Below are 22,733 nucleotides of genomic sequence, written 5' to 3' on the forward strand. Positions count from 1 at the left end.
CCGCAAGCGCCTAACAATCAGGCGCGTGAAATTTTTGGTGACTAATCTGTGTCACCGCTGCTGATTTTTTTGCTATCTTAACCACTCATCTAATTGGTTACTGTATAAATAGCACTATGAAATTCAGGGGCGCATTCGTCGATTCATTACTTATTATATCTGGGATATTATCCGCTGGCATGGGCTTAAAGGGGTTTCTGCTCTCGAGCCATTTTATTGACGGGGGGGTTACCGGTATATCTATGTTGGTAGCCGATATCACGAAAACTCCTTTATCAGTACTGATATTTGTTATAAATTTTCCTTTTTTATTTTTAGGGTATCGTAAACTTGGCGTCACCTTCGCCATTAAAAGCGCGCTGGCCATTGCAGGCCTTTCGTTATGTATTGCGTTTGTTAATTTTCCTGATGTTACGCATGATAAGCTACTTACGGCGGTTTTTGGGGGCGTGTTTATTGGTTCGGGCATTGGCATGGCTATACGCGGCGGCGCCGTGTTGGACGGCACCGAAATTGCTGCGCTGCTGGTAAGCAGAAAGGCACAGGTTGTGCGCGTAAGCGATGTTATATTAATATTGAACGTAGTGATATTTACCGCCGCCGTATTTTTGCTGGGGGTAGAATCCGGGCTGTATTCTATATTAACCTATCTGGGCGCATCAAAAATGATAGATTTTATATTGAATGGTTTAGAGCAATACACCGGCATGACCATCGTATCGGCCAAAGGCGAAGAGATACGGATAGCTATTACCCAATCGCTTGGGCGTGGGGTTACCGTTTACCAGGGTAAAAGTGGCTATGGCAAGGATGGGCACATCAACTCTCCACGCGAGATTATTTTCACCGTAGCTACCCGGCTTGAAGTACCCCTTTTAAAACGCGAGGTATTGAAGATTGACCCCGCCGCCTTTATAGTGCAGCAAAGCGTTGATGATACCACCGGCGGATTGTTGAAGCGGAAGAAGGGGCATTAAAATTCAACATTCGACATTCAGTGTTCGATATTTTCTATTTTTCTGTTCATCCGTTAAAACAATGACTTCTTCAATTGTTTTTTAAAAGTTCCTCTTCAAGGAGTTGGGGGACTTAAACCAGTTAACATGCCTGAGGGGCCAAGCATACTGATATTAAAAGAAAAATTACAGCCGTTTACAGGTCAAAAAGTAATAGCTGCAAGCTGTAACAATGGTACGCTTGATGCCCGCATCCTTACCGGCCAAACCATTACCGCTTTTAAAAGCTGGGGCAAACATTTTTTGATTTGCTTCGCCGGGTTTACCATCCGCATACACATGATGATGTTTGGCACCTACCGCATCAACTCGCGCACCGAAAAATCGCCTCGCCTGCATCTGCAATTTGAAGATGGCGAGCTAAACTTTTACGCTTGCCAGTTAAAATTGATTGAAGAACCACTTGATGAGGTGTACGACTGGCAGGCCGATGTGATGAGTGAGGCATGGGATACCAAAAAGGCCATCAAAAAGATGAAAGCTATTCCGGGCCTGCTGGCCTGCGACGCGCTGATGGATCAGCAGATATTTTCCGGTGTGGGCAATATCATAAAAAATGAAGCCCTTTTCAGAAGCCGGATACACCCCGAAAGCGTTATAGCCGCAATGCCGCCCAAAAAGGTTAAGGAACTGATAACCGAAACCATTTTGTATAGCTTTGAATTTTTAGAGCAACGAAAAGAAGGCACCTTAAAAAGGCACTGGCAGGCCTATCATAAAAAAGAATGCCCCCGAAACCATGTGCCGTTTATAAGTAAAGATACGGGCAGATCGCGCAGGGCAAGTTTTTATTGCGAATTGTGCCAGGTTAAATACCAGTAATGCTCAACGTTCAGTCCGAATTGTCATTTTTGAACGGGGTACGAGGTGAAATCCTGTCCGGGCGGCGGGCGGAAAACATTGCATATCGAACAAGATTTCGCTCTATCTTAGAAATGACCTATTTTTACATTCAAACTTATTGTAAATCATCTTGTTAAAAACCTATAAACCCATACAATTATGAAAACAATAAAAATCAACGGCAACCCTGCCGACATGACCGCTGTTATGGTTCCCCGCGAAGATGAATACCACGATCATGAAACCGTAAGACTTGAATCATCAATAGATGGCGCCTCGGTAGAAAAAACCATCTTTCGGGTTGTTGATGGCGGCGAAGACAAATGGGAGTTGCAGTTCGAATAATATAATCAGGTTTCCAGGATATCGGCTATCTCGTCAAACCCCTTTTCGCGGGCGAGGTCGGAAGGGAGTTTACCGCCTTCCATACGGATATCAACCCGTGCGCCTTTGTCAAGGAGCAAGATCAGCAGTTCCGGGTTGCCATTTTGAGCGGCCGCATGCAGTGGTGTGCTGCCTGCAGCCTGCCTTACGTTTACATCGGCACCGTTCTCTATCAGCATGCGGGCGGTGCTCGTAAAATTGCCTGCCGCGGCCGAATGCAGCGGGTAAACGTTAAAGCCATTATCGCTGGGGCGGTTAACATCGGCCCCTTTTAACACCAGGTAACGGGCAACATCAAAGCGCCCAAAATAGCAGGCCAGGCCCAGGGCTGTAAAGCCGTCGTCGGCGTATGCATTTATCCTTTCGGGATGTGTGTATACCAGGTGGGCTACGTCGTCAAACCTATCGGCAGCAGCCGCCTCAAACAGGCTGATATCATCAGTATGTTTTAATAAAATATTGGTAACGGCCGGTTTATGATAATAGCATGAAAGCATTAAAGGCGATACGTTAAGGCTGGTTTTTACCTTAGCCAACTCGGGGTTAGCGGTCAGCAAAGCGTCTAAGGCATCTGTATCGGCATTAGCAATAAATTCTTCCAGTTTTTCGACGCTCATTTAATTCAATATTAGTAAAAAATTAAAAAATAACTGTTTAATCTAATAACTTTATATTTGGCAATTAAACGCCGAATACACAGGATGCCGACGAAAGGAAATCAGTTTAGATCAAATACTTTTAAAGAGGAGAGCCAACCGCGCAAACCGGGCGCAAAAGCCGACAGAGAGCGGCCAGCCAGGCAAACTGCCGAGCGCCTGCCCATATTTGACCTGCGCGACGGCCGGGCGGTAAAAATAGCAGGGCTGGTATTTCTGGTATTATCCATCTTTTTTCTTATCGCTTTTACATCGTACCTGTTCACCTGGTCGCAAGATCAGAGCTACGTTTCAAAAACAAACGGCGGCTGGGGCAACTTATTCAAAACCACCAAAGAACTGCTTGAAAACGGGGTTAACAACCCCATGGTTGATAACTGGCTGGGCAAGTTCGGCGCGCTGCTTTCAAACCAGTTCATATACGAGTGGTTTGGCATAGCATCTTTTCTTTTTGTATTTGTGTTTTTTATAATCGGCTACCGCCTGTTGTTTAAAATAAAATTATTTTCGGTTAGCAAAATGCTGGCTTATACGTTTTTCAGCATCATTTTCATATCGGTTACGCTGGGTTTTTTCCATGCCTTTGTTGCAGCCGATGCACCCCACTATTTAGAGGGTAACTTCGGCTTCTGGACAAACCGTTTATTAACTGCGCAGATAGGCCAATCCGGCACGGGTTTCATCCTGCTATTTTTGATATTAGCCGTACTTATCATCGCGTATAATATTGATTTTAAACTGCCGCAGCGGAAAGAAAAGCTTGCACCGGCGGTTGTGGATGAGGTATCGCCCGAGCCGGTAGAACTTATTGACGAAGAAATTTCGTTGCCGGTAGAGTGGCCGCGTAACGGCAACCGCGTTAAAGATATGCTGGCCAACCAGCCTGTAGTAACTACCGAGCCCCTTAAACAGGAGCCTTTACAGCAAAACCCCGTGTTTCATGAGCCGGTGGTTTTGCGGCCGGATACCAGCAACCACGAGCCCGAAGAGGAAACAGAGATACCGCTTACCATTGACAAGGAACGCCCTACCCCTATCCTGAACATCGAAAAAAGCGACGATGATAAAGCTAAAAGCCTGGTTGAACAGTTTGGCACTTATGATCACAAGCTGGAACTGGCCAGTTATAAATATCCCGGTATAGATCTGTTAGAAAATTACGGCGCAGCAAAAATCGCGGTAAATGCCGAAGAACTGGAAGCCAACAAAAACAAAATTGTTGAAACCCTAAACCATTACAATATCGAGATAGATAAGATAAAGGCAACCATAGGGCCAACCGTTACCCTTTACGAAATTATCCCCGCGCCTGGTGTGCGTATCTCAAAAATTAAAAACCTTGAGGATGATATCGCCCTGAGTTTAGCTGCTTTGGGTATCCGTATTATAGCCCCTATGCCGGGCAAGGGCACTATCGGCATCGAGGTACCAAACCAAAACCCCGAGATGGTTTCCATGCGGTCGATCCTAGCCACCGAAAAATGGCAGAACAACGCCATGGACCTGCCCATTGCCCTTGGTAAGACCATATCAAACGAAGTATTTATCGCCGACCTGGCCAAAATGCCGCACTTATTGGTTGCGGGCGCCACCGGCCAGGGTAAATCTGTTGGTATTAATGCCATACTGGTTTCCCTGCTGTATAAAAAGCACCCTGCCGAACTTAAATTTGTACTGGTTGACCCTAAAAAGGTAGAGCTGACGCTTTTCCGTAAGATAGAGAGGCACTTTTTAGCCAAACTGCCCGATGAGGCCGACGCTATTATCACTGATACCAAAAAGGTAGTAAATACACTGAACTCGCTTTGTATCGAGATGGACCAGCGTTACGACCTGCTAAAAGACGCGCAGGTGCGTAACCTGAAAGAGTATAATACCAAATTCATCAACCGCAAAATAAGCGACCCTGAGAAACACCGCTACCTGCCCTTTATTGTACTGGTAATTGATGAATTTGCCGACCTGATGATGACCGCCGGTAAAGAGGTAGAGCAGCCCATTGCGCGTATTGCGCAGCTTGCCCGTGCGGTAGGTATTCACCTGGTTATTGCTACCCAAAGGCCTTCGGTTAATGTTATTACAGGCACTATTAAAGCTAACTTCCCGGCGCGTTTGGCCTTCAGGGTGTTATCGAAGATAGATTCGCGCACCATACTGGATGCCGGCGGTGCCGACCAGCTGATCGGTCGGGGGGATATGCTGTTATCAACCGGCAGCGACCTGATACGCCTGCAATGCGCCTTTGTAGATACGCCTGAAGTGGAGCGCATATCCGATTATATTGGCAACCAGCGGGGCTATCCTTCCGCCATGTTCCTGCCCGAGTATATTGGCGAGGGTGAAGCAGGCAGCAGCCCCAAAGATTTTGACCCGGACGACCGCGACCCGATGTTTGAGGATGCTGCAAGGCTTATTGTTCTGCACCAGCAAGGTTCAACATCGCTTATACAGCGTAAAATGAAACTGGGTTACAACCGTGCAGGCCGCATCATCGACCAATTGGAAGCCGCCGGCATTGTGGGGCCTTTTGAGGGCAGCAAGGCCCGGGATGTACTTTATCCCGACGAGTACAGCCTGGAGCGGGCGCTTGAAGAGCTGCAAAAACCCCGCGATTAAACTAATTTAGTTTACAACACTCTAAACTTTAAACATCGTAATTGCGAGGAATGAAGCAATCTCGTAACTATGCTTATTCGCCTTGCGTATTGGCAACTTTTCTATCCGGAGATTGCTTCGTTCCTCGCAACGACGTGTTGGCATTAAATTCGCTACTAACTATCAAACTAAAACAAGCATGAAAAAATTATTCATCTACATAATATTATCTACCCTTACGGTTGCAAGCGCGTTTGCGCAGAAAGATGCCGATGCAAAGGTTATACTGAACAGGCTGAGCAAACAATACCGCACTTACGATGCCGTTAAAACCGATTTTACCTTAACCATTGATAACGAGCAGGCAAATGTAAAACAAACGCAAACAGGCACGCTTGTATCGCGCTCAAAGGTAAACAAGTACAAGGTTACCGTTTATGCCCCCGGTAAAAAGACAGTTGCCCAGGAGATCATAAGCGATGGAAAAAATCAATGGACTTTTTTAAAGGATGCCAACGAGGTGCAGTTAAACGTTGCCGATAACAGCGATGAAGGTTTTAACCCGGCAAAGATATTTACCATATACGAGAAAGGGTATAAATACATTTACACCGGCCAGCAAAAAATCGCGGGCAGAATATACCAGGTGGTTGACCTGACACCCGAAGATGGCCAGAAAAATTATTTCAAGGTCAGGCTAATGATAGATAAGGCAAAAAACCAGCTTTATAGCGCCCAGATCTTTGACAAAAACGGCAGTAAGTACACTTACACGCTGCGCACCTTTACCCCTAACTACAAAGTTACAGATGCTACGTTCGCCTTTAATAAAAAGGCATATCCTGGTGTAGAGGTGGTTGACCTGAGGTAACTGCTGCTTTTTGTAAAACCTGCTGCTGTCTTTTATGTTGCTATTTTCGTAATAACGTTATGAAGGCAGATGAAATAGAGCGGTTAATAAAAATAAGCAAGGAGCGGCCGCTGATGCCCGAAACTTACGTGCCCTGGCAGGAAGACCCGCTGCAGGATGATCTGTACCTGCCGGAAGCGCTTACCTCCTTACACGGCCTGCCCGTGTACGATACCCTTACCCCTCAGCAGAAAAAAGACCTTGGGCGCCACGAGATTGTGCAGGTGCTCTACTCTTATGGCTGGGGCGAAGCGCTGTTTTGCGTATTTATGTCGAGGTATGCATTACAGTTGCCCACTGATAGCCCCGAGCACCGTTTTTTAATAAGGGAAATAATTGAAGAATACCGGCACCAGGAAATGTTTGCCCAAGCAATTACGCGGTTAAAGGGTATCCCGCTTTTGCAAACACCCGCGCACAGTTTTGCGGGAAGGGTGAGTACCAGATACCTTCCTGCCGATTATTTGTTTATGGGCAGCTTAGCGGTTGAATTGATAACCGATGTTTACGGCAACTATGCACGCCGCGCCCCCGAAATTTATAAGGTGATACGTAAAGTGTTCGAGCTGCACAATATTGAAGAAGGGCGGCATATCCTTTTCACAAAAGGCCTGCTGCAAAGCTACACTGCCGAAGCAGGGTATATCAAAAAAACGCTTTACAGCTTTGTGATATTGATGAATATTTATTTTGTGCGTACCATGTATATACGCAAGGAGATTTATGAGCGCATTGGCCTGGCTAACCCGGGTGCAGTATTTAAACAAGCGCAACAAAATTACCGCACCAAATTTACCCAAAACTGCCTGGGCCAGATCATCGAATTTGTAGACAGTTGGGGCGGTTTCAACAACGCTACCCGCTGGGCATGGCGGTTGTTGTTAAAGGCGAAGGTGTAAAATAGAAGGCCGGGATGTATACCGGCCTTTTATTTTAAAGTACTGTAATTTCAGATGATCTGACACCGCCTTACACCCTGATATAAACGTCTTTCTTTTCCAGCAGCTTACCAACGCACCAGCATATCATCATATAGCTGATGGCAAAAAGCAGCGAGCCAATAGGGCCGGGCGCTATCTTTTGGTAAAACGCATCGTTTATCCATCCTACCAGGTTTTTATCCCCTATTTTGATCATCCAGAAAGCAATGATCAATACCTCCGAAAGGATATAAATAGCCAGCGGGTTTTTCCCCACGGTTGTAAAAAAAGAGGTCCACTTAAATTTATTCCAGGCGCGCACCTCAACCGCGTATATCAGTGCCGATATCATGATCATATCTATACCGGTAGTTAACAGCGTAAAGGGGCTTGTCCATAATTTTTTGCCTATCGGGAAGCTCATATTCCAGGTTAGCGCGATGAAGATGAACACAGCGCCCATTAAGGATAGCCGTGCAATGGTTTCGTAACCTTTGCCCTTTTCCTGTATAAACTTGCCCGCGTAGTAACCCACTATAACATTTACAATGGCCGGCAAAGTGCTCAGGATGCCCTCGGGATCAAAGGCTACGCCCTCGCCATGGTAAAGGTGGCTATCGCCGAGTAAATATTTATCAAGATAGGTGCCCGCGTTGGTAAGCATAGCGTAAGGGGCGTTAGGATCGCCATAAGCGAGCAATAACAGCTGGTAACCCACCAATAGCAACACACTTATTATAATAACCGTTGTTTTATTTTTAACAAAGTAGATGATCAGCGAGGCAAAAATGTAGCAAAGCCCGATGCGTTGCAGCACACCCATAACCCGGGTGCTGCTAAAAGGCCTGAATGTCCAGCCGGTTGCGCCGTGGTCAACAAACGGAAACCAGTACATAAGGTAACCGATTAAAAAAATAAGCAGCCCGCGCTTCAAAATCCTGTATAAAACGGTACCGGTGCTAAGTCCGTCAAACTTTTTCATCGTAAAACTCATGGCATTGCCCACCGCGAACAAAAATGATGGAAACACCAGGTCGGTTGGGGTAAAGCCAAACCAGGCGGCATGTTCAAGCGGTGCAAAAGGTGCGGCGCCGCTGCCCGGGGTGTTTACAATGATCATAAAAACAATCGTCATTCCGCGAAACACATCCAGCGAAAGGAACCGTTCGGACTTTGAATTCATAATTTGTGAATTGGTTAAATTATTCAGGGAATTTTTGGTGTACCAATATAGTAATTAAATAAACCTAAATACAAAACATAATACATCTTTATAAATTTATTTAATAAGTTGCTTTTATACAATTTACAACAATTTACCGCTGTAATGCTAAATGTTACTATTTTTGAAAAGATGCTCACCATTACTAACCACACCCTCGAAAAACTGGAAATGCTGTTAAAAACGGCCGGTTACCGGGTTAGGTACGAGAAAGGTAATTTTAAAACCGGCGCCTGCCTGCTGCAAAGCAGCCGCGTTGTAGTGGTAAACAAATTTGCCAACCTGGAAAGTAAAATAGCATCGGTAGCTGAACTGGCACGCACGCTGGAGATAGACCATAACTTATTAGATGATAAACAGGTAGCCTTTTTGCACCAGTTAAAACAAACCACCCTGCAGCTGTGACCATTACTTTTTTAGGAACCGGAACCTCGCAGGGCGTACCTGTTATAGCCTGCCAGTGCGAGGTATGCACATCAGCCGACGCGCACGACAAGCGCCTGCGCACTTCTATTTTGGTTGAAGGCGACGGAAAGGTGATAGTTATCGATTCGGGGCCTGATTTCAGGTACCAGATGCTGCGTCAAAAGGTAATGCATCTTGACGCTATTGTTTTTACCCACGAACATAAGGACCATGTGGCCGGTATGGACGATATACGCGCGTTTAATTACAAGCAGCAGGGCCCCGTAGATATTTATGCCGACGAACGGGTACAAAAGGCCCTGCGCCGCGAGTTCCCGTATATTTTTGATGAGAAAGGCTACCCGGGCATCCCGCAAATAAACCTGCATACAATAGGCTTGCAGCCATTTGATGTTGGCGCGGTGCGTTTTACCCCTATCGAGGTGATGCACTACAAACTGCCGGTAAAAGGATTCCGGATAAAGGACTTTACCTATATAACCGATGCCAAAACAATAACCGGCAGCGAGGTGGCTAAAATACGGGGATCGAAAATATTGGTAATAAATGCTTTGCAAAAGGAGAACCATATTTCGCATTTTACCTTAGAAGAGGCTATAGCTTTCGCTCAGGAAATTAATGCCGAAAAAACCTATTTTACCCACATCAGCCACCGTTTGGGCAGGCACGCCGCTATCAGTAAAGAACTCCCGCCGGGCATTGAGTTAGCTTATGACGGGCTGCAGTTAGAGATATAGCCCCTGGTTTTATTTATAGGAACAATTTTTTCATTCAAAGTAAAATATTACCTTGCGAACTATTTACGCTATGAAAAATATTGTTTATATAAGCACCGCTGTAAAGTTGATGGAAGACGAGCAGTTGGTAAATCTGCTCAACAGCGCCCGGAATATGAATTTAAAGCACCAGGTAACAGGGGTTTTGCTTTACAGCGAAGGCACATTTATACAGGTACTTGAAGGGAACAGCAGCGATGTAGATCATATCCTGTCGAAAATAGAAACCGACTCCAGGCATAAAAATTTAATTACCTTAGTAGACGAACCTATTACCGAACGAAATTTTCCGGAATGGTCTATGGGATTTTACACGCCCAATGCCGATAATATCACCCACCTGGCCGGCTACCTGAAGTCGACCAATAAAATTGAGGGTAAGCGCGATGGGGGCGCTGCTGTTACAATGCTTAAAACATTTATAGAAAGCAATAAGCTTAGTATGAGTTATTGATCCAGCTCAAGATAGCTTACTTCGTTAATTGTGGCGATATAGGCGTTTTTATAGCCCTTTTTTCTTAAATCTACCCGACCGCGAATGGTCATTTTACGGTTATTTATCTTTTTATACTCGCCGTCTTCCGTTTCAAACAGGCCGGTATTTTTACCTTTAAGGTATAAGGGGCAATCCTGCGTAAAATTTACCCAAAACGAGTGACGGCTGCCGTGATCTGTAAAGGTACTGTCGTTAACCAGGGCTGATATATGCTTCCCTTCAACATACCTGCCGGATACCTCCACATATTTCCCGTCATATTGTTTAATGCTGTCTGTAAGGGTATGAAAACTTAACTTTTTAAACGTGATATCTGTGGCACAATCGCTGGTATATATTTTTTGCTTATGTGTATTGCAGGCCAGCAGTATTAGTGCTGCAAGTAGTGCCCAATATCCCCTGCCCTGTGCCATGCATAAATATAAGTGTTAAAACGCATTAGCCGGCAATTACAACAGTAATTTTACTTATTAAGCATTCGCAGCCTTTCGCGGATGTAAACGCCTGCCGGGGTTAGCTGCCCTGCCGTCCAGTTGCCTGTTGAGGGCGCGTGTGGTTGCAGTATCGCCGTGGTTTCGCGTTTATCGGTTATGTTCCAGTTTACCCAGCTCAGCCGGTTCTTTTCTACCCAATCCATCCACTTTTTGTTCATTGCCATATCAAACCTGCCATTCCCGTCAGATTCGCCCACGCCCCACTCAGTAACAATTAGGGGCAGGCCCATCGCAATAGCCTTATCGGCCTTGGCGCGCAGCCCATCCTGGTGGTTAGGGTCGCTCGCATAAAAATGAAAAGAGTAAGCAATGTTTTTAAATCCTGTTATCGGATTAGCAGCGGCTACATCCACATCCTGGTCCCACTTTGGGCTGCCCACCACAATCAGGTTATCGGGGTCGTATTTACGTATCTCGGTAACTACCTGCAAAGCGTAATCTTTTACCGTATCCCAGCTTATACGTGCCGGTTCGTTCCATATTTCGTAGATCACATTGGGCACACCTTTATACTTTTGTGCCATTTCTGCAAAAAAGGCCTTTGACTGCGGGATGTGAAGGTGCCCGTTATGGTCGTGCCAGTCTATCAGTACATACACGCCTTGCCTGATGGCTTCGTCCACCGCATCTGTTATCAATTGCTTTTGAACTGCGGGCTGCTGCAGGTAACCGCTATCGGGCTGCACCCCCATTGATGCGCGTATAATGGTCGCTTTAAAGTCAGTGGCGAGCCAGTTTATCACCGCAGGATTATAATATTTTTTTCCGGCCCATAAACTCCACGATAGGCTAATACCCCTTAGCTGCGGTGGCACACCGTTCTTATTAACTATTTGGTTTCCTTTTACAGTTAAAGCGCCGTTCAAATCAACAGGTGTTTGCGCTAAAGCGCCGGCGCTTACAAAAAGGATGGCCAGTAATAATAAAGCTTTCATCTTCATGCCCAACAAATTAAATATTTAGATAAACCTATCAATGCTTTTGCAAAAAAACAGTTAGACTATGTTAAAAATTGATGAATGCAGGTCATCGCAAACCATATAAATGTTTACAAATTCAGACTAACAAATAAAATACCCGGGTTACCTCCACGCCCTTGACTCCTCACCCTCTTTGCGCAGCAGAGAGGGTCGGCCAGCGCAGCGAAGCCGGGGTGAGTCCCGCTACCGGGTGGGTATCCATCTGCAACATTAACGTTAACATAGCCTTATCTTAACCTTATTTGCCTATTTTTGACCATCAATAGCTACATGAAGAAATATAGTTTTTTGCTGCTTGCGCTGCTCGTCATCGGCTCAAAAGTTTTTTGTCAGGATACCACTCAACATGTGATCCCAAACCGCAAAAACACCACCGGTCAAAAAAAGAAACCCTATGTAATATTGATCTCGGCTGATGGTTTCAGGTACGATTTTGCCAAACGCTACCACGCCAATAACCTGTTACGCCTGGCGGGCGAAGGGGTAAGCGCCACCTCTATGATCCCATCTTACCCCTCGGTAACTTTTCCAAACCATTATGCCATTGTTAGTGGCCTTTACCCTTCCCACTCGGGTTTGGTTAACAATACTTTTTACGACCGCGACCGTAAGGAGAGATACTCCATGAACAAAAAGGATAAGGTTGCCGATGGCAGCTGGTACGGCGGCGCGCCGCTTTGGGTGCTTGCCGAGCAGCAGAAAATGTTATCGGCCAGCTTTTACTGGGTGGCTTCGGAGGCCGTAATAAAAGGCGTCCAACCTACCTACTACTATGTATACAACGAAAAGATAGACATTAATAACCGCATAAAAGCTGTAGTGAACTGGCTGAAACTTCCACCCGCCAGCAGGCCACATTTTATTACCTTTTACTTTCCGCAGGTTGACCATGCAGCGCATCATAACGGGCCCGAATCGCCCGAGACGGAAAAGGAAGTAATATTTATAGATTCGGCAGTGAACGAGCTGCAAAAAGCCGTTAAAACCACCGGGCTTGACGTAAATTTTGTATTTGTATCAGACCACGGAATGACCAGGGTTGATAACCAAAACCCCATCGGCATCCCGGCAGCTATTGATACTTCAAAGTTTGTAATATCCGGGGATGGTATCCTGGTTGAGCTTTACGCCAAAAACAAAAAGGACATTCATGGCACTTACAACGCGCTAAAGCGTGAGGCTAAGGATTACGAAGTGTACTTAAAAACCAATATACCAGCGCATTTACATTACGGCGCCGCCGATGACTGGCATAACCGTATAGGCGATATCTTGCTTATCCCCCATGTGCCCAGGGTATTTAACCTTTGGAACAGTAAAAAAATTAACCCCGGCTGGCATGGGTACGACCCTGCGGCTGTTAAAGACATGCACGCAAGCTTTTATGCCTGGGGGCCCGCGTTTAAAAAGCGCCTGATCATACCCGCTTTTAAAAATGTTTCGGTATTTAATTTAATAAGCAATATATTAGGCATCAAACACACCGATAAAATTGATGGCACAGACGATCTGGCCAACAAGGTGCTGGTCAGAAAAAAACATAAAAAAACCAAATGAAATTAATTTTCAGGATAGCCTTACTGCTTATTTTACCTGTATCCCTTTTTGCGCAGGATGCTGCCACGGTTAAACGGCAGGCGGACGTGGTTGCCAAAGCTTTGCTTAACAGCGACTTTAAAACTGTTATTGCTAACACTTACCCCAAAGCGGTTACATTGGGCGGCGGGAAAGAGCAAATGCTAAAAATAATGTCGGCAGGCATTAACCAGATGAAATCGCAGGGTTTTTCGTTCGAGAAAATAACCATCGGCTCGCCGGGCAAATTTTACAAAGCCGGCACCGAGATACATTGCCTTATACCCGAGCACCTTATCATGAAAACTTCAAGAGGGCGGATGGTAGCCACCAGCAATTTATTGGCAATAAGTAATGATGGAGGCAAAAACTGGAGCTTTTTGGACATGAACCAGCGTACCATCAATTCGGTTAAACAGTTGTTCCCAAACTTTAATAATAACCTTATTATCCCGCAGCCTTCGCAGCCGGTAATGCTGTAATGGTTTAATGCTGATGTCCTTTTTTAATAAGCTATACGGCATTTTGCTGTTTATTATCCCGTTTGCTGGTGTTGCGCAGGATACGGCATTACTTAAAAGACAGGCCGACAGACTGGCCAGGGCTACCTTCAAAGGCGATTATAAAACGGTTATTGATCTTACCTATCCAAAACTGGTTGAACTATCCGGCGGCCGCGAAGCCATGCAAAAGTTGATGATTGAGCGGATAGACGGATTAAAAAAACAAGGTGTTATGCAGTTTAACGGCTCGATAGGTTCGCCGGGACCGTTTTATAATGCTGGCACCCAGATACATTGCCTGCTGCCCGAAACCATTACGCTACAAATGTTTAACGGGCATTATGTTACGCAGTCGTACCTGTTAGCTATCAGCGATGATAAAGGCAAAAGCTGGACATTTATGGATGTGGGGAATATGCCCGGCGAGGTTTTACACAAACTACTGCCCGATTATAACGACGAGTTAGTGATACCATCGTCGGGTAAACCGATGTTCTTTGCAGATTAGCTTTAAAACCAGCTAATTATTTTGTTAATTGTACTGTTAAACGGTACTAAACAATGCAACGAAGAAACTTTTTACGATCAGGCGCCCTGGCGGGCATTGGCCTGGCCACCATCGGCGCGGCATCATGCAGCCAACCTGCTGATAAGGCACAGGTTCCGGCAGAAAATAATGCTTTTAACGATGATTTTGAGCTGAACGAAGCCACCATCGCCGATCTGCAAAAAAAGATGGCCGACGGCACGCACACCTCGCGCAGTATTACCGAACTGTACCTAAAAAGAATAGATGCTATAGATAAGGCGGGGCCAAAGATCAATTCGGTGATAGAGCTGAACAAAAGCGCGCTGGACATGGCTGATAATATGGACAAGGAACGCAAGGCTGGCAAGCTGCGCGGCCCGCTGCATGGCATCCCGGTGCTGATAAAGGATAATATTGATACCGGCGATAATATGCATACCACGGCCGGCTCGCTGGCTTTAAGCGACAATTTTGCCAAACAGGATGCCTTTATTGTACATAAGCTACGCGAAGCAGGCGCCGTGCTGTTAGGAAAGACCAACCTGAGCGAGTGGGCGAATTTCCGCTCGTCACGTTCAACCAGCGGCTGGAGCAGCCGTGGCCTGCAAACCAAAAATCCTTACGTACTGGATAGGAACCCGAGTGGCTCAAGCGCCGGTTCGGGCGCGGCAACCGCGGCCAACCTTTGTGCAATAGCCATTGGTACAGAAACTGATGGGTCTATCGTTTCGCCATCGTCCGTAAACGGGCTGGTAGGCATTAAGCCAACCGTAGGCTTATGGAGCCGCAGCGGCATCATCCCCATATCAAAAACACAGGATACAGCCGGCCCCATGGCGCGCACCGTAAAAGATGCGGCTATATTACTGGGCGCGCTTACCGGCATTGATACGGCCGATGACGCCACTATTAAAAGTAAACCCGAAAAAGATTACAGCAGATACCTTGATATTAATGGCTTAAAAGGCAAGCGGCTTGGGCTGGTTAAAATTGAAAAGCTGCCTGCATCTACAAACAGGCTGCTTCAGGAGGCAATTGCGACACTGAAAAAACAAGGCGCAGAAATTTTAGAGGTTGACCTGGATACCCGTTTAAAACCCATTGAAGGGTCGGAATTTACGGTATTGCTTTATGAGTTTAAAGATGGCCTTAACAAGTATTTAAGCAAAGCCGGTTCAAAGGTTAAGACTTTGGCTGATGTTATCGATTTTAACAAGAAAAATGAGGATAAAGCCATGCCATTTTTTAAGCAGGAAACGGCCGAATTTGCCCAAACAAAAGGCGACCTGAACAGCAAAGAATACCTTGACGCGGTGGGCAAAACCACTAAATACAGCAGGCAGGGTATTGACGGCTTGCTTCAGGAAAACAAACTGGATGCACTGATAGCACCTACCAATGGCTTTGCCGTATGTATTGACCTGATCAATGGCGATTATGATAACGGGTTCTCTTTTTCGGGCCCGGCTGCTATGGCGGGCTATCCGCATATTACGGTACCAATGGGTGCCTGGCACGACTTGCCCATGGGCTTGTCGTTTGTAGGTAGCGCCTGGAGCGAAGGGAAATTAATAAGCCTTGCGTATGCTTATGAGCAGGCGTCAAAGAGGCGTACACCGCCAAAGTTTAAACCGGACCTGTTTGTATAGTTATCGTGGATTGTTATTGGGTTACTTTGCATGTAATGTGTGGTACACGCCCCCTGGCTTGTGCGTTGATGAATGATAGACCCGCTCATTGCCGAGGAGGGCTACTTCTTTTGACTTGAATCACACCCCCCCTACAACTCCCCACCGACACGTCATTGCGAGCGTAGCGTGGCAATCCTCGATGGGTCAGAGCGATAAGCCCCCCACTGCCTTAACGACACCGCAAAATGCGGCATTGGCCTGTTCGGGTAGCACAGGCATTGATAAAGCACTAACTTTCACAGAGCAGAACGCAGCCGCGATTTTTCTTTTTGGTACTTTTTCTTTCGAGAGAAAAGAAAAAGTACATCCACTGACGATTCATACTCCTCACTGCCATTCTTAACGGAGAACAGGCCCGTGCTTTATCGGCCGTTAGTCCGCTCAATTGCCGCGGAAGGCTGTTACTTTGTCTTGATACAAAGTAACCAAAAATCAAGTCAGCAAAAAGGCTTCTTTGCGCACAAGGCCTTTACCCTGCAAAGCGGGCAGAACCACGGGCTGCAAAATCTTGCCCCTACTTCATTCGCACATAGCCATGCGCTTCAGGCAAGTATTGCTATGCCCTTGCCCCGCTCAAGGCCACCATCGTTCTGCCCGCTTTCGCCCGAAGCTGCTTTGCTGACGACAGAAAACATAAACCGTCATTGCGAGCGATAGCGTGGCAATCTTCGATAGAAAAGTCAGCCGCCAGGAAAGCACTACCCTAACGCCGCCAAACATGCGGCATTGGCCTGTTCGGGTAGCACAGGCATTGATAAAGCACTAACTTTCACAGAGCAGGACGCAGCCGCGACTTTTCTTTTTGGTACTTTTTCTTTTGAGTAAAAAGAAAAAGTACATCCGCTAACGCATCATACAACACCGCACTTATCCTAACGAAGAACTGAAAAACTTTTCGTCCACCAACACCTTACTTACTTATATCAACCTTTTCATTGCCAAGGCCCCAGTTTATACCAAATAAAGCTATTGATTTGCTTTGCGACTGGAAGTTTTTGCCAAACGCCCCCATGAGGTATACACTATCGGCTATTTTATAGCTTAGCACACCTACGGTTCTGTTCTCGTTTCCGGCCTTTCCGTTAATATGGCGGTATAACGATTCCACCCCCATCGAAAACCCGTCAAAATCGAGCCCGGCTTTACCACCAATGTCAAAGGCTGAGCTTTTAACAATCAATCCCGCATCGTTTTTGGTATAATTATCCCAAAGCGAACGTGCCGAAACATTCATATTAAAATAATTTTTTGAAGGCCCGCCTGTGGCCGATGCCAGTGGTAAATAAGTGGACACGGTTGTCCATACTCCGCTGCGGCCGGGCTGCCAGTCGGCATCGCCTATGCCATAGGTAGCATACGCGCCGGCCACATCCCATGAAAATTTTGGCTTCTCCTGTATATAGTCATTTATCTGTTTAGACAGGTCAAGGCTATCATTAGCCTTTCGCAGCGCAATGGCTTTTACCAGGCTATCTACAAATGATTGTGGCTTATCGCGGGCCAATGCGTCCTGGTACTTCGCGATATCGGCCAGGGCATCTGCATGCCATTTTTTTATTTTATTAAGCATTTTTCCTGCCGAGCCCGACTGCTGCACCTTTATGATAGTTGTTTTTAAGCCGATAGCAAATACTTTGTGTGCCTGGTCGGTACCATCGGGTATCAGGTCCTTATTAATAAAAGCGATGGATATGCTCGTAAATTTCAACCCCGAAAAAACATCTTCTTTATATCCGGGGATAAGCTTCCCCTCATCATTTACCCGTGTTTGCAGGCCAAGTGCCGAATACACGTTTTGTTTGCTTCCGTTTAGAAACCAATAGGGTGCAAACTCTGCCGAGTAGTTATCAGGGAAACCCGAAGATGCGTTACCAAACGACTGGGCAACCCCCAATATAAATTTCTTTGGAGTATTTGGCGTTTGTACAAGTGTGGGCGTAATATCGGTAAGTATAAAAGCCGGTGAATTTGGCACAGCAAGGTCTTTTAGCTTTATGCCTTCGTCCTGTGCGCAAACCGTTAAAGCAGCTGTTAATAATACGCAGGTAAGCAGGTATCTTTTCATAATTATATCATATCAATATTTTTAGAAAGTATTGCCACATTGTAACCTTCGTCCACTGTAATTTTGGGGTCGTTATACGTTTTTGCTCCTGCGCTGCCACCATCTAAAGTGTACGTTGCAGATAGCGCTTCGTACTGCGCCTTGCGTTGGTCTGCGCTACCCCAGAATTCTACTTTGGTAACAATTGAAACCCTAAGGCCGCGCAGTTGCCCGGCCTGTCCTATCTGCTGCTGCGCTATATCGCCTGTAGCATTATCAGAATGCGCTACCGGTTTGCCGGGTTCCTGAGAGTTAAGATCGATAGTGATTGCCCTTGAAGCAGCCAGCCCTACAGTAGTGATGTCTGCAGCCAGGCTTATTTGCCCGGCGCCGCTTCCCGTTTGATAAGTGCTCATTTTGTGAAGTATTAAATGTGATAATTGATGTGTTTAAGGTTATACCTAAAGTTACTGATTACTGGACTGAAAAAAACAGGGTGTTTTCCCCCTATTATCATTCAGTTATTGATTGCTGATAAAATACTTACTTTTACATATGCCAACTCCCATCCCAAAGAAAATATTGGCCCGCCGGTACGAAATATTTGCCGACTACGTGCGGGAACTTGATAAGCATTTGGACGATATTATGCATGACCGCACCACCGAAATGCTGGAGATAAGGGATTTTGCCGAACTGCTACACATACACCCCACCCACCTCACCAATACCATAAAGCTCACCACAGGTAAACCGCCCTGCTGGTATTTTGAAAGCCGGATAATGGACCTTGCCAAAACTATGCTGCAACAAAATATCCCCATAAAACAAATAGCTTTTAAACTTACGTTCGATGCTTCAAACTTCACCAAGTTTTTCAAGCGCTTTGAAGGCGTAACGCCGAAAGAATACCGGGAACGGGTGTTGTCTGAACCGGTGCGTCTGTAAACAACGTCATTGCGAGCGTAGCGTGGCAATCTTCGATACGCATGTTGGCTACGTCGTTATCGCTCCCCCAAAATTGACGTATTCTAACCTTACTCGTTAAAATACTGTAACTGTCACCATTTATTCTGTAACTGTCACCATTTTTTAGCAACGTTTTGGGTGCAACTTTGTAATGTATTAAAACACACAACAAAATGAGCACACAAAAAATTGCACTGATAACGGGCGGCAGCAGGGGCCTTGGTAAAAACACCGCTTTAAAAATAGCCGGCAAAGGCATAGATGTTATTGTTACCTACCGCACCAAAAAAGAGGAAGCGGACGAGGTAGTGAACCAGGTAGCGCTGGCAGGACAAAACGCCGCTGCCCTGCAGCTCGACACATCAAAAATAAAAACGTTTGATGCCTTTAAGCAGCAGCTGACCGATACCCTGCAGCAAAAATGGGACCGGGACACTTTTGATTTTTTGGTAAACAACGCCGGTATCGATGCCGCGTCGCCGTTTGCCCAAACCACCGAAGAGGATTTTGATAACCTGTTTAACGTTCACTTTAAAGGCGTTTACTTTTTAACACAAACATTGCTTAACACCATTGCCGATGGTGGGCGCATCATCAACCTATCCACCGGGCTTACACGGTTTGCCACACCGGGTTACGCGGCTTATGCATCAATGAAAGGCGCTATAGAGGTGTTTACCAAATACCTGGCGAAGGAACTGGGCAGCCGGGGCATTGCCGCCAACCTGGTTGCGCCCGGCATCGTAGAGACGGATTTTACCAAAAAGGCGTTTGAAAGCCATCCTAAAATGCACGAGTTCATATCCTCGATTACCGCACTTGGGCGCCCCGGCCAGCCGGATGATATTGGCGGCGTAATCGCGTTTTTATGCACTGAAGATGCCCGCTGGATAAACGCGCAAAGGATCGAAGCTTCGGGCGGGATGTTCCTGTAAGCGGAGATCAGCGATTGGTTAATTGGATATTAGTGGGCTTTAATTCATAAACGGCGAACAATTTGGATCGCCGTTTTTTTGTTAAACCAATATTTATGGCGATGATATTAATACTTAACTTGCTCACCAAAAATTATCGATATGGAATTTGGCCGCGTAACCGATCATGAACTGCCCCTTGTAGATTTTACCCTGCCGCCCGACCCGGCCTTTACCCGCGAAACCCTGGCCGCAGCTGATAAAAGTCAGCCGCTTCAGGTGCATGTGGGCTGTGCCAAATGGGGCCGTAAAGAATGGGTGGGCAAAATTTACCCGCCTAAAACCAAGGACGCCAACTTTTTAGATGAATACGTAAAGCATTTTAACTGCATTGAACTTAACGCAACTTTTTATCAAACATACGGCCCCGAAACCATCACCAAATGGAAACAAAAAGCAGATGTAAACCCAAATTTTAAATTTTGCCCCAAGTTTTCGCAAAGCATCAGCCACATCCGCAGGCTTAAAAACGCTGAGGATGTTACCACCCAATACTACGAGGGTGTTATGGCCTTCGGCGATAAGCTTGGCCCGCTGTTTTTGCAGTTGAGCGACAACTTCACACCCAAAAGCTTACCGGAGCTAACCGCCTACCTTGAGCAGCTGCCCACCGATGTGCCTGTATTTGTTGAACTGCGCCACAAAGACTGGTTTGCCGTACCCGAAAACCGCGATGCCGCTTTTAACCTTTTTAAACGGTTGAACATAGGCTCTATAATAACCGATGCCAGCGGCCGCCGCGATTGCCTGCACATGATGCTGCCCACGCCGCATGCCTTTATACGTTTTGTGGGCAACAGCCTGCACCCTACTGATTATGCCCGCTGCGACGAATGGGTAGAACGCATTGCCGAATGGAAAGAGCAGGGATTGCAGTCGGTATGGTTTTTTATGCACCAGCACGATGAGCGCTACTCGCCGGAGCTATGTGATTACGTGATTGACAAGCTAAACCAAACGCTGGATATGCAAATGCAGCGCCCCCAATTTATTGACCGGGACAAGGGCTTGTTTGGATAGATCGTCGCTCACCCGCTGACTGCGTCAGGGAGATGCGAGCGTGTTTTTGGCGAAAATACCTGGCCTAAAAATGGAAACCGTTTTATCAATAAAAGGCTGTAATTTTTTAAGATTTTACCGGAAAAAAGTCGAGTTTTTTCAAGAGATCACATGTCTACGGCGCGCGTACGGCTGCGTTTGATATAGTTCCGGATATCGAGTACTATGCCCGCAAAGAAATAAAATATCAGCGGGAATCCCACCGCCAAAAACGACGAATAGATAAAGAAAAGCCTGATCTTGCTGATCGAAATATTAAAACGCTCGCCCAGGTAGGTGCATACCCCAAACGAGTAGCGCTCAAAAAAGGTGATTATCCGTTGTAACATATCAATTTGGTCTTAACACTTTAATACCAACGCCGCATTGCAGGCATTTCTTATAATCGCAATACGTATTTTTTAACTCCAGCAGCGCCTGCGACTCAAAGGCATTATCAATTCTCACCCCTAAGTTAGCAAAATCTGCCGTAATATTGTTTTGCTCTGCAGGTAAATTCTCAAGCAATTTTAGTGCCCGGCTTACAAAATGCTGCAATTTCATGTGCCGCCCATAGCTAAACAAGAACAATACGACGGTGTTGAGCAATATCGTGTCAATAGATGCCGCCCCCAGGCCCTTACTTGCCGGTGCCGATTCCTTATCGAAGCGGTAGTGTGTTTCCCAATATGGATTTACGCCGATATCAGTGAACAGTTCGCGCAGGTTTTTAACATCCTTTATTTCCAGCACTTTTGAGAAGAGGTGGTTCGATTTTACCACCAAAGCGGCAAACTGCGCCAGCCTGATGGTGGGGAAGTTTTGAGGCCGCATCCTTAAAAACTTCCAAAGGTGATTTTCGATGGGCTGCAACGTGTACTTTTTAGCCAAATACTCGTATTCCTGTTTCAACTTTCGCGGATACTCGTCCTCCAAATTTCCAGTTAAAAAACCTGCCTGCCCAAATATCAGGGCTTCTATCTGCATGGCGTTGTTTTTATTTTTGGCGAGGATACTTTGCGGCAGCGATCTTGCCATCAACTCAAATGGCAGGGCGTTGGTTTTAAACCCGAAATTTGCCGCCAGGAACTGGTAAAAGGTTTCCTCCCAGTCGCCGCGGTTTATTTCAAGCGCGGCAATAACCGACTCTGAACGTTTTTCCAGCCGCTCAACCAATATCCGTGTTAGCCAGTTTTGCATGGTAAGGCCATCTACACTGGCAATACTTGCTTCGCAAGGGATAACCGTCTGCGTACCAAAAACAAGATTGTGATACCGGTTATACAAATCCGGCGATATACGATCTTTAAGTTCAAGGGTAGGCACCTTACGGCCGTCGGCCCTTATCAACGGTTCGTCATCACGATAAACCACGTGCAAAATTACATTATCGTATGCGTTATCTGTTGTATGCCCATGCCGTTGCCAGTCTGACGAGGAAAGGTGCAATTCCGCGTTCCCTGCCCAGGTAGCTTGCCCTATACGGATACGGGCGTTCTGAAAATCGGGCCCGGCATGGGTATTATGCAAACCCGACGAATATACCTCTAACTCTTCACCCTCGGTTGTGCGCAGGTCGATACGGTCGAACAAGCGGAACTTCCAGATGTAGTGCAAAAAGTCTTCGGTGAAAAGCATTAAGCAATATAATTAAGAAAACGAGATTTGACAACTTTTAAAAGTTGTCAAATC

At 46.1% G+C, this 22,733-nt stretch carries 25 protein-coding genes; 17 read left to right on the forward strand and 8 right to left on the reverse strand.

Features of this window, described 5'->3' with window-relative positions; genetic code table 11:
* The first annotated feature begins 116 nt into the window (after positions 1-116).
* From HDC91_RS07360 to HDC91_RS07370, 3 genes are all read left to right on the forward strand, one after another.
* Positions 117-977 carry a YitT family protein gene (locus HDC91_RS07360; protein ID WP_162431489.1) on the forward strand — a complete coding sequence of 287 codons (861 nt, stop codon included), beginning with the start codon at positions 117-119 and terminating at the stop codon, positions 975-977.
* A 126-nt stretch (positions 978-1,103) separates the two neighbouring features.
* Complete coding sequence (locus HDC91_RS07365) at positions 1,104-1,838, forward strand: DNA-formamidopyrimidine glycosylase family protein (protein ID WP_183549969.1); 735 nt, start codon at positions 1,104-1,106, stop codon at positions 1,836-1,838.
* A gap of 180 nt (positions 1,839-2,018) precedes the next feature.
* A complete protein-coding gene (locus HDC91_RS07370; protein WP_162431487.1) occupies positions 2,019-2,204 on the forward strand; it encodes a hypothetical protein in 186 nt (61 codons plus the stop codon).
* A 5-nt stretch (positions 2,205-2,209) separates the two neighbouring features.
* Here HDC91_RS07370 and HDC91_RS07375 read toward each other — a convergent pair whose 3' ends face one another.
* The gene (locus HDC91_RS07375; protein WP_183549972.1) at positions 2,210-2,860 is read right to left on the reverse strand and encodes an ankyrin repeat domain-containing protein; all 651 of its coding nucleotides are present in this window, start codon (positions 2,858-2,860) and stop codon (positions 2,210-2,212) included.
* Between the two features lie 84 nt (positions 2,861-2,944).
* On the opposite strand from HDC91_RS07375, the gene HDC91_RS07380 reads away from it, so the two are divergent.
* The 3 genes from HDC91_RS07380 (at position 2,945) to HDC91_RS07390 (ending at position 7,303) form a co-directional block, all read left to right on the forward strand.
* The gene (locus HDC91_RS07380) at positions 2,945-5,515 is read left to right on the forward strand and encodes a DNA translocase FtsK (RefSeq protein ID WP_183549975.1); all 2,571 of its coding nucleotides are present in this window, start codon (positions 2,945-2,947) and stop codon (positions 5,513-5,515) included.
* Between the two features lie 178 nt (positions 5,516-5,693).
* Entirely contained in the window at positions 5,694-6,365 is a 672-nt protein-coding gene (locus HDC91_RS07385) for an outer membrane lipoprotein carrier protein LolA (protein WP_183549978.1), read from the forward strand.
* 59 nt (positions 6,366-6,424) lie between these two features.
* Complete coding sequence (locus HDC91_RS07390) at positions 6,425-7,303, forward strand: diiron oxygenase (protein ID WP_183549981.1); 879 nt, start codon at positions 6,425-6,427, stop codon at positions 7,301-7,303.
* 70 nt (positions 7,304-7,373) lie between these two features.
* Here HDC91_RS07390 and HDC91_RS07395 read toward each other — a convergent pair whose 3' ends face one another.
* Positions 7,374-8,507, reverse strand: a complete 1,134-nt coding sequence (locus HDC91_RS07395) for an acyltransferase family protein (RefSeq protein ID WP_183549984.1) — start codon at positions 8,505-8,507, stop codon at positions 7,374-7,376.
* Positions 8,508-8,678: 171 nt separating this feature from the next.
* Here HDC91_RS07395 and HDC91_RS07400 point away from each other — a divergent pair, with 171 nt between their 5' ends.
* The 3 genes from HDC91_RS07400 to HDC91_RS07410 all read left to right on the forward strand — a co-directional run bounded on the left by HDC91_RS07400 (position 8,679) and on the right by HDC91_RS07410 (position 10,202).
* On the forward strand, positions 8,679-8,951 hold the full coding sequence (locus HDC91_RS07400; RefSeq protein WP_162433190.1) for a hypothetical protein: 273 nt from the start codon (positions 8,679-8,681) through the stop codon (positions 8,949-8,951).
* Positions 8,948-9,709, forward strand: a complete 762-nt coding sequence (locus HDC91_RS07405) for an MBL fold metallo-hydrolase (protein WP_183549987.1) — start codon at positions 8,948-8,950, stop codon at positions 9,707-9,709. Before HDC91_RS07400 ends, HDC91_RS07405 begins: the two co-directional genes overlap by 4 nt.
* A gap of 70 nt (positions 9,710-9,779) precedes the next feature.
* Positions 9,780-10,202: a BLUF domain-containing protein gene (locus HDC91_RS07410; protein WP_183549990.1), complete on the forward strand. Its 423-nt coding sequence runs from the start codon at positions 9,780-9,782 to the stop codon at positions 10,200-10,202.
* On the opposite strand, the gene HDC91_RS07415 is transcribed toward HDC91_RS07410, so the two are convergent.
* On the reverse strand, positions 10,196-10,657 hold the full coding sequence (locus HDC91_RS07415) for a hypothetical protein (protein WP_183549993.1): 462 nt from the start codon (positions 10,655-10,657) through the stop codon (positions 10,196-10,198). The genes HDC91_RS07410 and HDC91_RS07415 overlap by 7 nt on opposite strands.
* Before the next feature lie 50 nt (positions 10,658-10,707).
* Entirely contained in the window at positions 10,708-11,673 is a 966-nt protein-coding gene (locus tag HDC91_RS07420) for a glycoside hydrolase family 5 protein (protein ID WP_183549995.1), read from the reverse strand.
* A 315-nt stretch (positions 11,674-11,988) separates the two neighbouring features.
* On the opposite strand from HDC91_RS07420, the gene HDC91_RS07425 reads away from it, so the two are divergent.
* The 5 genes from HDC91_RS07425 (at position 11,989) to HDC91_RS07445 (ending at position 16,673) form a co-directional block, all read left to right on the forward strand.
* Positions 11,989-13,275: an ectonucleotide pyrophosphatase/phosphodiesterase gene (locus HDC91_RS07425; protein ID WP_183549998.1), complete on the forward strand. Its 1,287-nt coding sequence runs from the start codon at positions 11,989-11,991 to the stop codon at positions 13,273-13,275.
* A complete protein-coding gene (locus HDC91_RS07430) occupies positions 13,272-13,775 on the forward strand; it encodes a hypothetical protein (protein WP_162431475.1) in 504 nt (167 codons plus the stop codon). The genes HDC91_RS07425 and HDC91_RS07430 overlap by 4 nt, the downstream gene beginning before the upstream one ends.
* A gap of 13 nt (positions 13,776-13,788) precedes the next feature.
* Complete coding sequence (locus HDC91_RS07435) at positions 13,789-14,304, forward strand: hypothetical protein (RefSeq protein WP_183550000.1); 516 nt, start codon at positions 13,789-13,791, stop codon at positions 14,302-14,304.
* Between the two features lie 53 nt (positions 14,305-14,357).
* Positions 14,358-15,974, forward strand: a complete 1,617-nt coding sequence (locus tag HDC91_RS07440) for an amidase (protein WP_183550003.1) — start codon at positions 14,358-14,360, stop codon at positions 15,972-15,974.
* 453 nt (positions 15,975-16,427) lie between these two features.
* The gene (locus HDC91_RS07445; RefSeq protein ID WP_183550006.1) at positions 16,428-16,673 is read left to right on the forward strand and encodes a hypothetical protein; all 246 of its coding nucleotides are present in this window, start codon (positions 16,428-16,430) and stop codon (positions 16,671-16,673) included.
* 253 nt (positions 16,674-16,926) lie between these two features.
* Here the strand turns inward: HDC91_RS07445 and HDC91_RS07450 are convergent, their stop codons facing one another.
* Entirely contained in the window at positions 16,927-18,081 is a 1,155-nt protein-coding gene (locus tag HDC91_RS07450; RefSeq protein ID WP_183550009.1) for a hypothetical protein, read from the reverse strand.
* Positions 18,082-18,083: 2 nt separating this feature from the next.
* Positions 18,084-18,476, reverse strand: coding sequence for a hypothetical protein (locus HDC91_RS07455; protein ID WP_183550011.1), 393 nt, complete (start codon positions 18,474-18,476; stop codon positions 18,084-18,086).
* Between the two features lie 139 nt (positions 18,477-18,615).
* On the opposite strand from HDC91_RS07455, the gene HDC91_RS07460 reads away from it, so the two are divergent.
* The 3 genes from HDC91_RS07460 to HDC91_RS07470 all read left to right on the forward strand — a co-directional run bounded on the left by HDC91_RS07460 (position 18,616) and on the right by HDC91_RS07470 (position 21,023).
* A complete protein-coding gene (locus HDC91_RS07460; RefSeq protein ID WP_183550014.1) occupies positions 18,616-19,008 on the forward strand; it encodes an AraC family transcriptional regulator in 393 nt (130 codons plus the stop codon).
* A gap of 194 nt (positions 19,009-19,202) precedes the next feature.
* Positions 19,203-19,964 (forward strand): SDR family oxidoreductase, encoded by a 762-nt coding sequence (locus HDC91_RS07465; protein ID WP_183550017.1) that lies wholly within the window; start codon positions 19,203-19,205, stop codon positions 19,962-19,964.
* Positions 19,965-20,105: 141 nt separating this feature from the next.
* The gene (locus HDC91_RS07470; protein WP_183550020.1) at positions 20,106-21,023 is read left to right on the forward strand and encodes a DUF72 domain-containing protein; all 918 of its coding nucleotides are present in this window, start codon (positions 20,106-20,108) and stop codon (positions 21,021-21,023) included.
* A gap of 146 nt (positions 21,024-21,169) precedes the next feature.
* On the opposite strand, the gene HDC91_RS07475 is transcribed toward HDC91_RS07470, so the two are convergent.
* Together HDC91_RS07475 and HDC91_RS07480 are read right to left on the reverse strand one after the other, a co-directional pair.
* Complete coding sequence (locus HDC91_RS07475) at positions 21,170-21,391, reverse strand: PspC domain-containing protein (RefSeq protein ID WP_162431466.1); 222 nt, start codon at positions 21,389-21,391, stop codon at positions 21,170-21,172.
* Position 21,392: 1 nt separating this feature from the next.
* A complete protein-coding gene (locus HDC91_RS07480) occupies positions 21,393-22,679 on the reverse strand; it encodes a DUF2851 family protein (protein ID WP_183550023.1) in 1,287 nt (428 codons plus the stop codon).
* Positions 22,680-22,733: the final 54 nt, after the last annotated feature.

Source organism: Mucilaginibacter sp. AK015 (assembly GCF_014200785.1).
Taxonomy (GTDB): domain Bacteria; phylum Bacteroidota; class Bacteroidia; order Sphingobacteriales; family Sphingobacteriaceae; genus Mucilaginibacter.

Bases quoted from the DNA above. Each gene is read 5' to 3' on its own strand.
- HDC91_RS07360 (WP_162431489.1), top strand. From the start codon at position 117: ATGAAATTCAGGGGCGCATTCGTCGATTCATTACTTATTATATCTGGG.
- HDC91_RS07365 (WP_183549969.1), top strand. From the start codon at position 1,104: ATGCCTGAGGGGCCAAGCATACTGATATTAAAAGAAAAATTACAGCCG.
- HDC91_RS07370 (WP_162431487.1), top strand. From the start codon at position 2,019: ATGAAAACAATAAAAATCAACGGCAACCCTGCCGACATGACCGCTGTT.
- HDC91_RS07375 (WP_183549972.1), bottom strand. From the start codon at position 2,860: ATGAGCGTCGAAAAACTGGAAGAATTTATTGCTAATGCCGATACAGAT.
- HDC91_RS07380 (WP_183549975.1), top strand. From the start codon at position 2,945: ATGCCGACGAAAGGAAATCAGTTTAGATCAAATACTTTTAAAGAGGAG.
- HDC91_RS07385 (WP_183549978.1), top strand. From the start codon at position 5,694: ATGAAAAAATTATTCATCTACATAATATTATCTACCCTTACGGTTGCA.
- HDC91_RS07390 (WP_183549981.1), top strand. From the start codon at position 6,425: ATGAAGGCAGATGAAATAGAGCGGTTAATAAAAATAAGCAAGGAGCGG.
- HDC91_RS07395 (WP_183549984.1), bottom strand. From the start codon at position 8,507: ATGAATTCAAAGTCCGAACGGTTCCTTTCGCTGGATGTGTTTCGCGGA.
- HDC91_RS07400 (WP_162433190.1), top strand. From the start codon at position 8,679: ATGCTCACCATTACTAACCACACCCTCGAAAAACTGGAAATGCTGTTA.
- HDC91_RS07410 (WP_183549990.1), top strand. From the start codon at position 9,780: ATGAAAAATATTGTTTATATAAGCACCGCTGTAAAGTTGATGGAAGAC.
- HDC91_RS07415 (WP_183549993.1), bottom strand. From the start codon at position 10,657: ATGGCACAGGGCAGGGGATATTGGGCACTACTTGCAGCACTAATACTG.
- HDC91_RS07420 (WP_183549995.1), bottom strand. From the start codon at position 11,673: ATGAAAGCTTTATTATTACTGGCCATCCTTTTTGTAAGCGCCGGCGCT.
- HDC91_RS07425 (WP_183549998.1), top strand. From the start codon at position 11,989: ATGAAGAAATATAGTTTTTTGCTGCTTGCGCTGCTCGTCATCGGCTCA.
- HDC91_RS07430 (WP_162431475.1), top strand. From the start codon at position 13,272: ATGAAATTAATTTTCAGGATAGCCTTACTGCTTATTTTACCTGTATCC.
- HDC91_RS07435 (WP_183550000.1), top strand. From the start codon at position 13,789: ATGTCCTTTTTTAATAAGCTATACGGCATTTTGCTGTTTATTATCCCG.
- HDC91_RS07440 (WP_183550003.1), top strand. From the start codon at position 14,358: ATGCAACGAAGAAACTTTTTACGATCAGGCGCCCTGGCGGGCATTGGC.
- HDC91_RS07450 (WP_183550009.1), bottom strand. From the start codon at position 18,081: ATGAAAAGATACCTGCTTACCTGCGTATTATTAACAGCTGCTTTAACG.
- HDC91_RS07455 (WP_183550011.1), bottom strand. From the start codon at position 18,476: ATGAGCACTTATCAAACGGGAAGCGGCGCCGGGCAAATAAGCCTGGCT.
- HDC91_RS07460 (WP_183550014.1), top strand. From the start codon at position 18,616: ATGCCAACTCCCATCCCAAAGAAAATATTGGCCCGCCGGTACGAAATA.
- HDC91_RS07465 (WP_183550017.1), top strand. From the start codon at position 19,203: ATGAGCACACAAAAAATTGCACTGATAACGGGCGGCAGCAGGGGCCTT.
- HDC91_RS07470 (WP_183550020.1), top strand. From the start codon at position 20,106: ATGGAATTTGGCCGCGTAACCGATCATGAACTGCCCCTTGTAGATTTT.
- HDC91_RS07475 (WP_162431466.1), bottom strand. From the start codon at position 21,391: ATGTTACAACGGATAATCACCTTTTTTGAGCGCTACTCGTTTGGGGTA.
- HDC91_RS07480 (WP_183550023.1), bottom strand. From the start codon at position 22,679: ATGCTTTTCACCGAAGACTTTTTGCACTACATCTGGAAGTTCCGCTTG.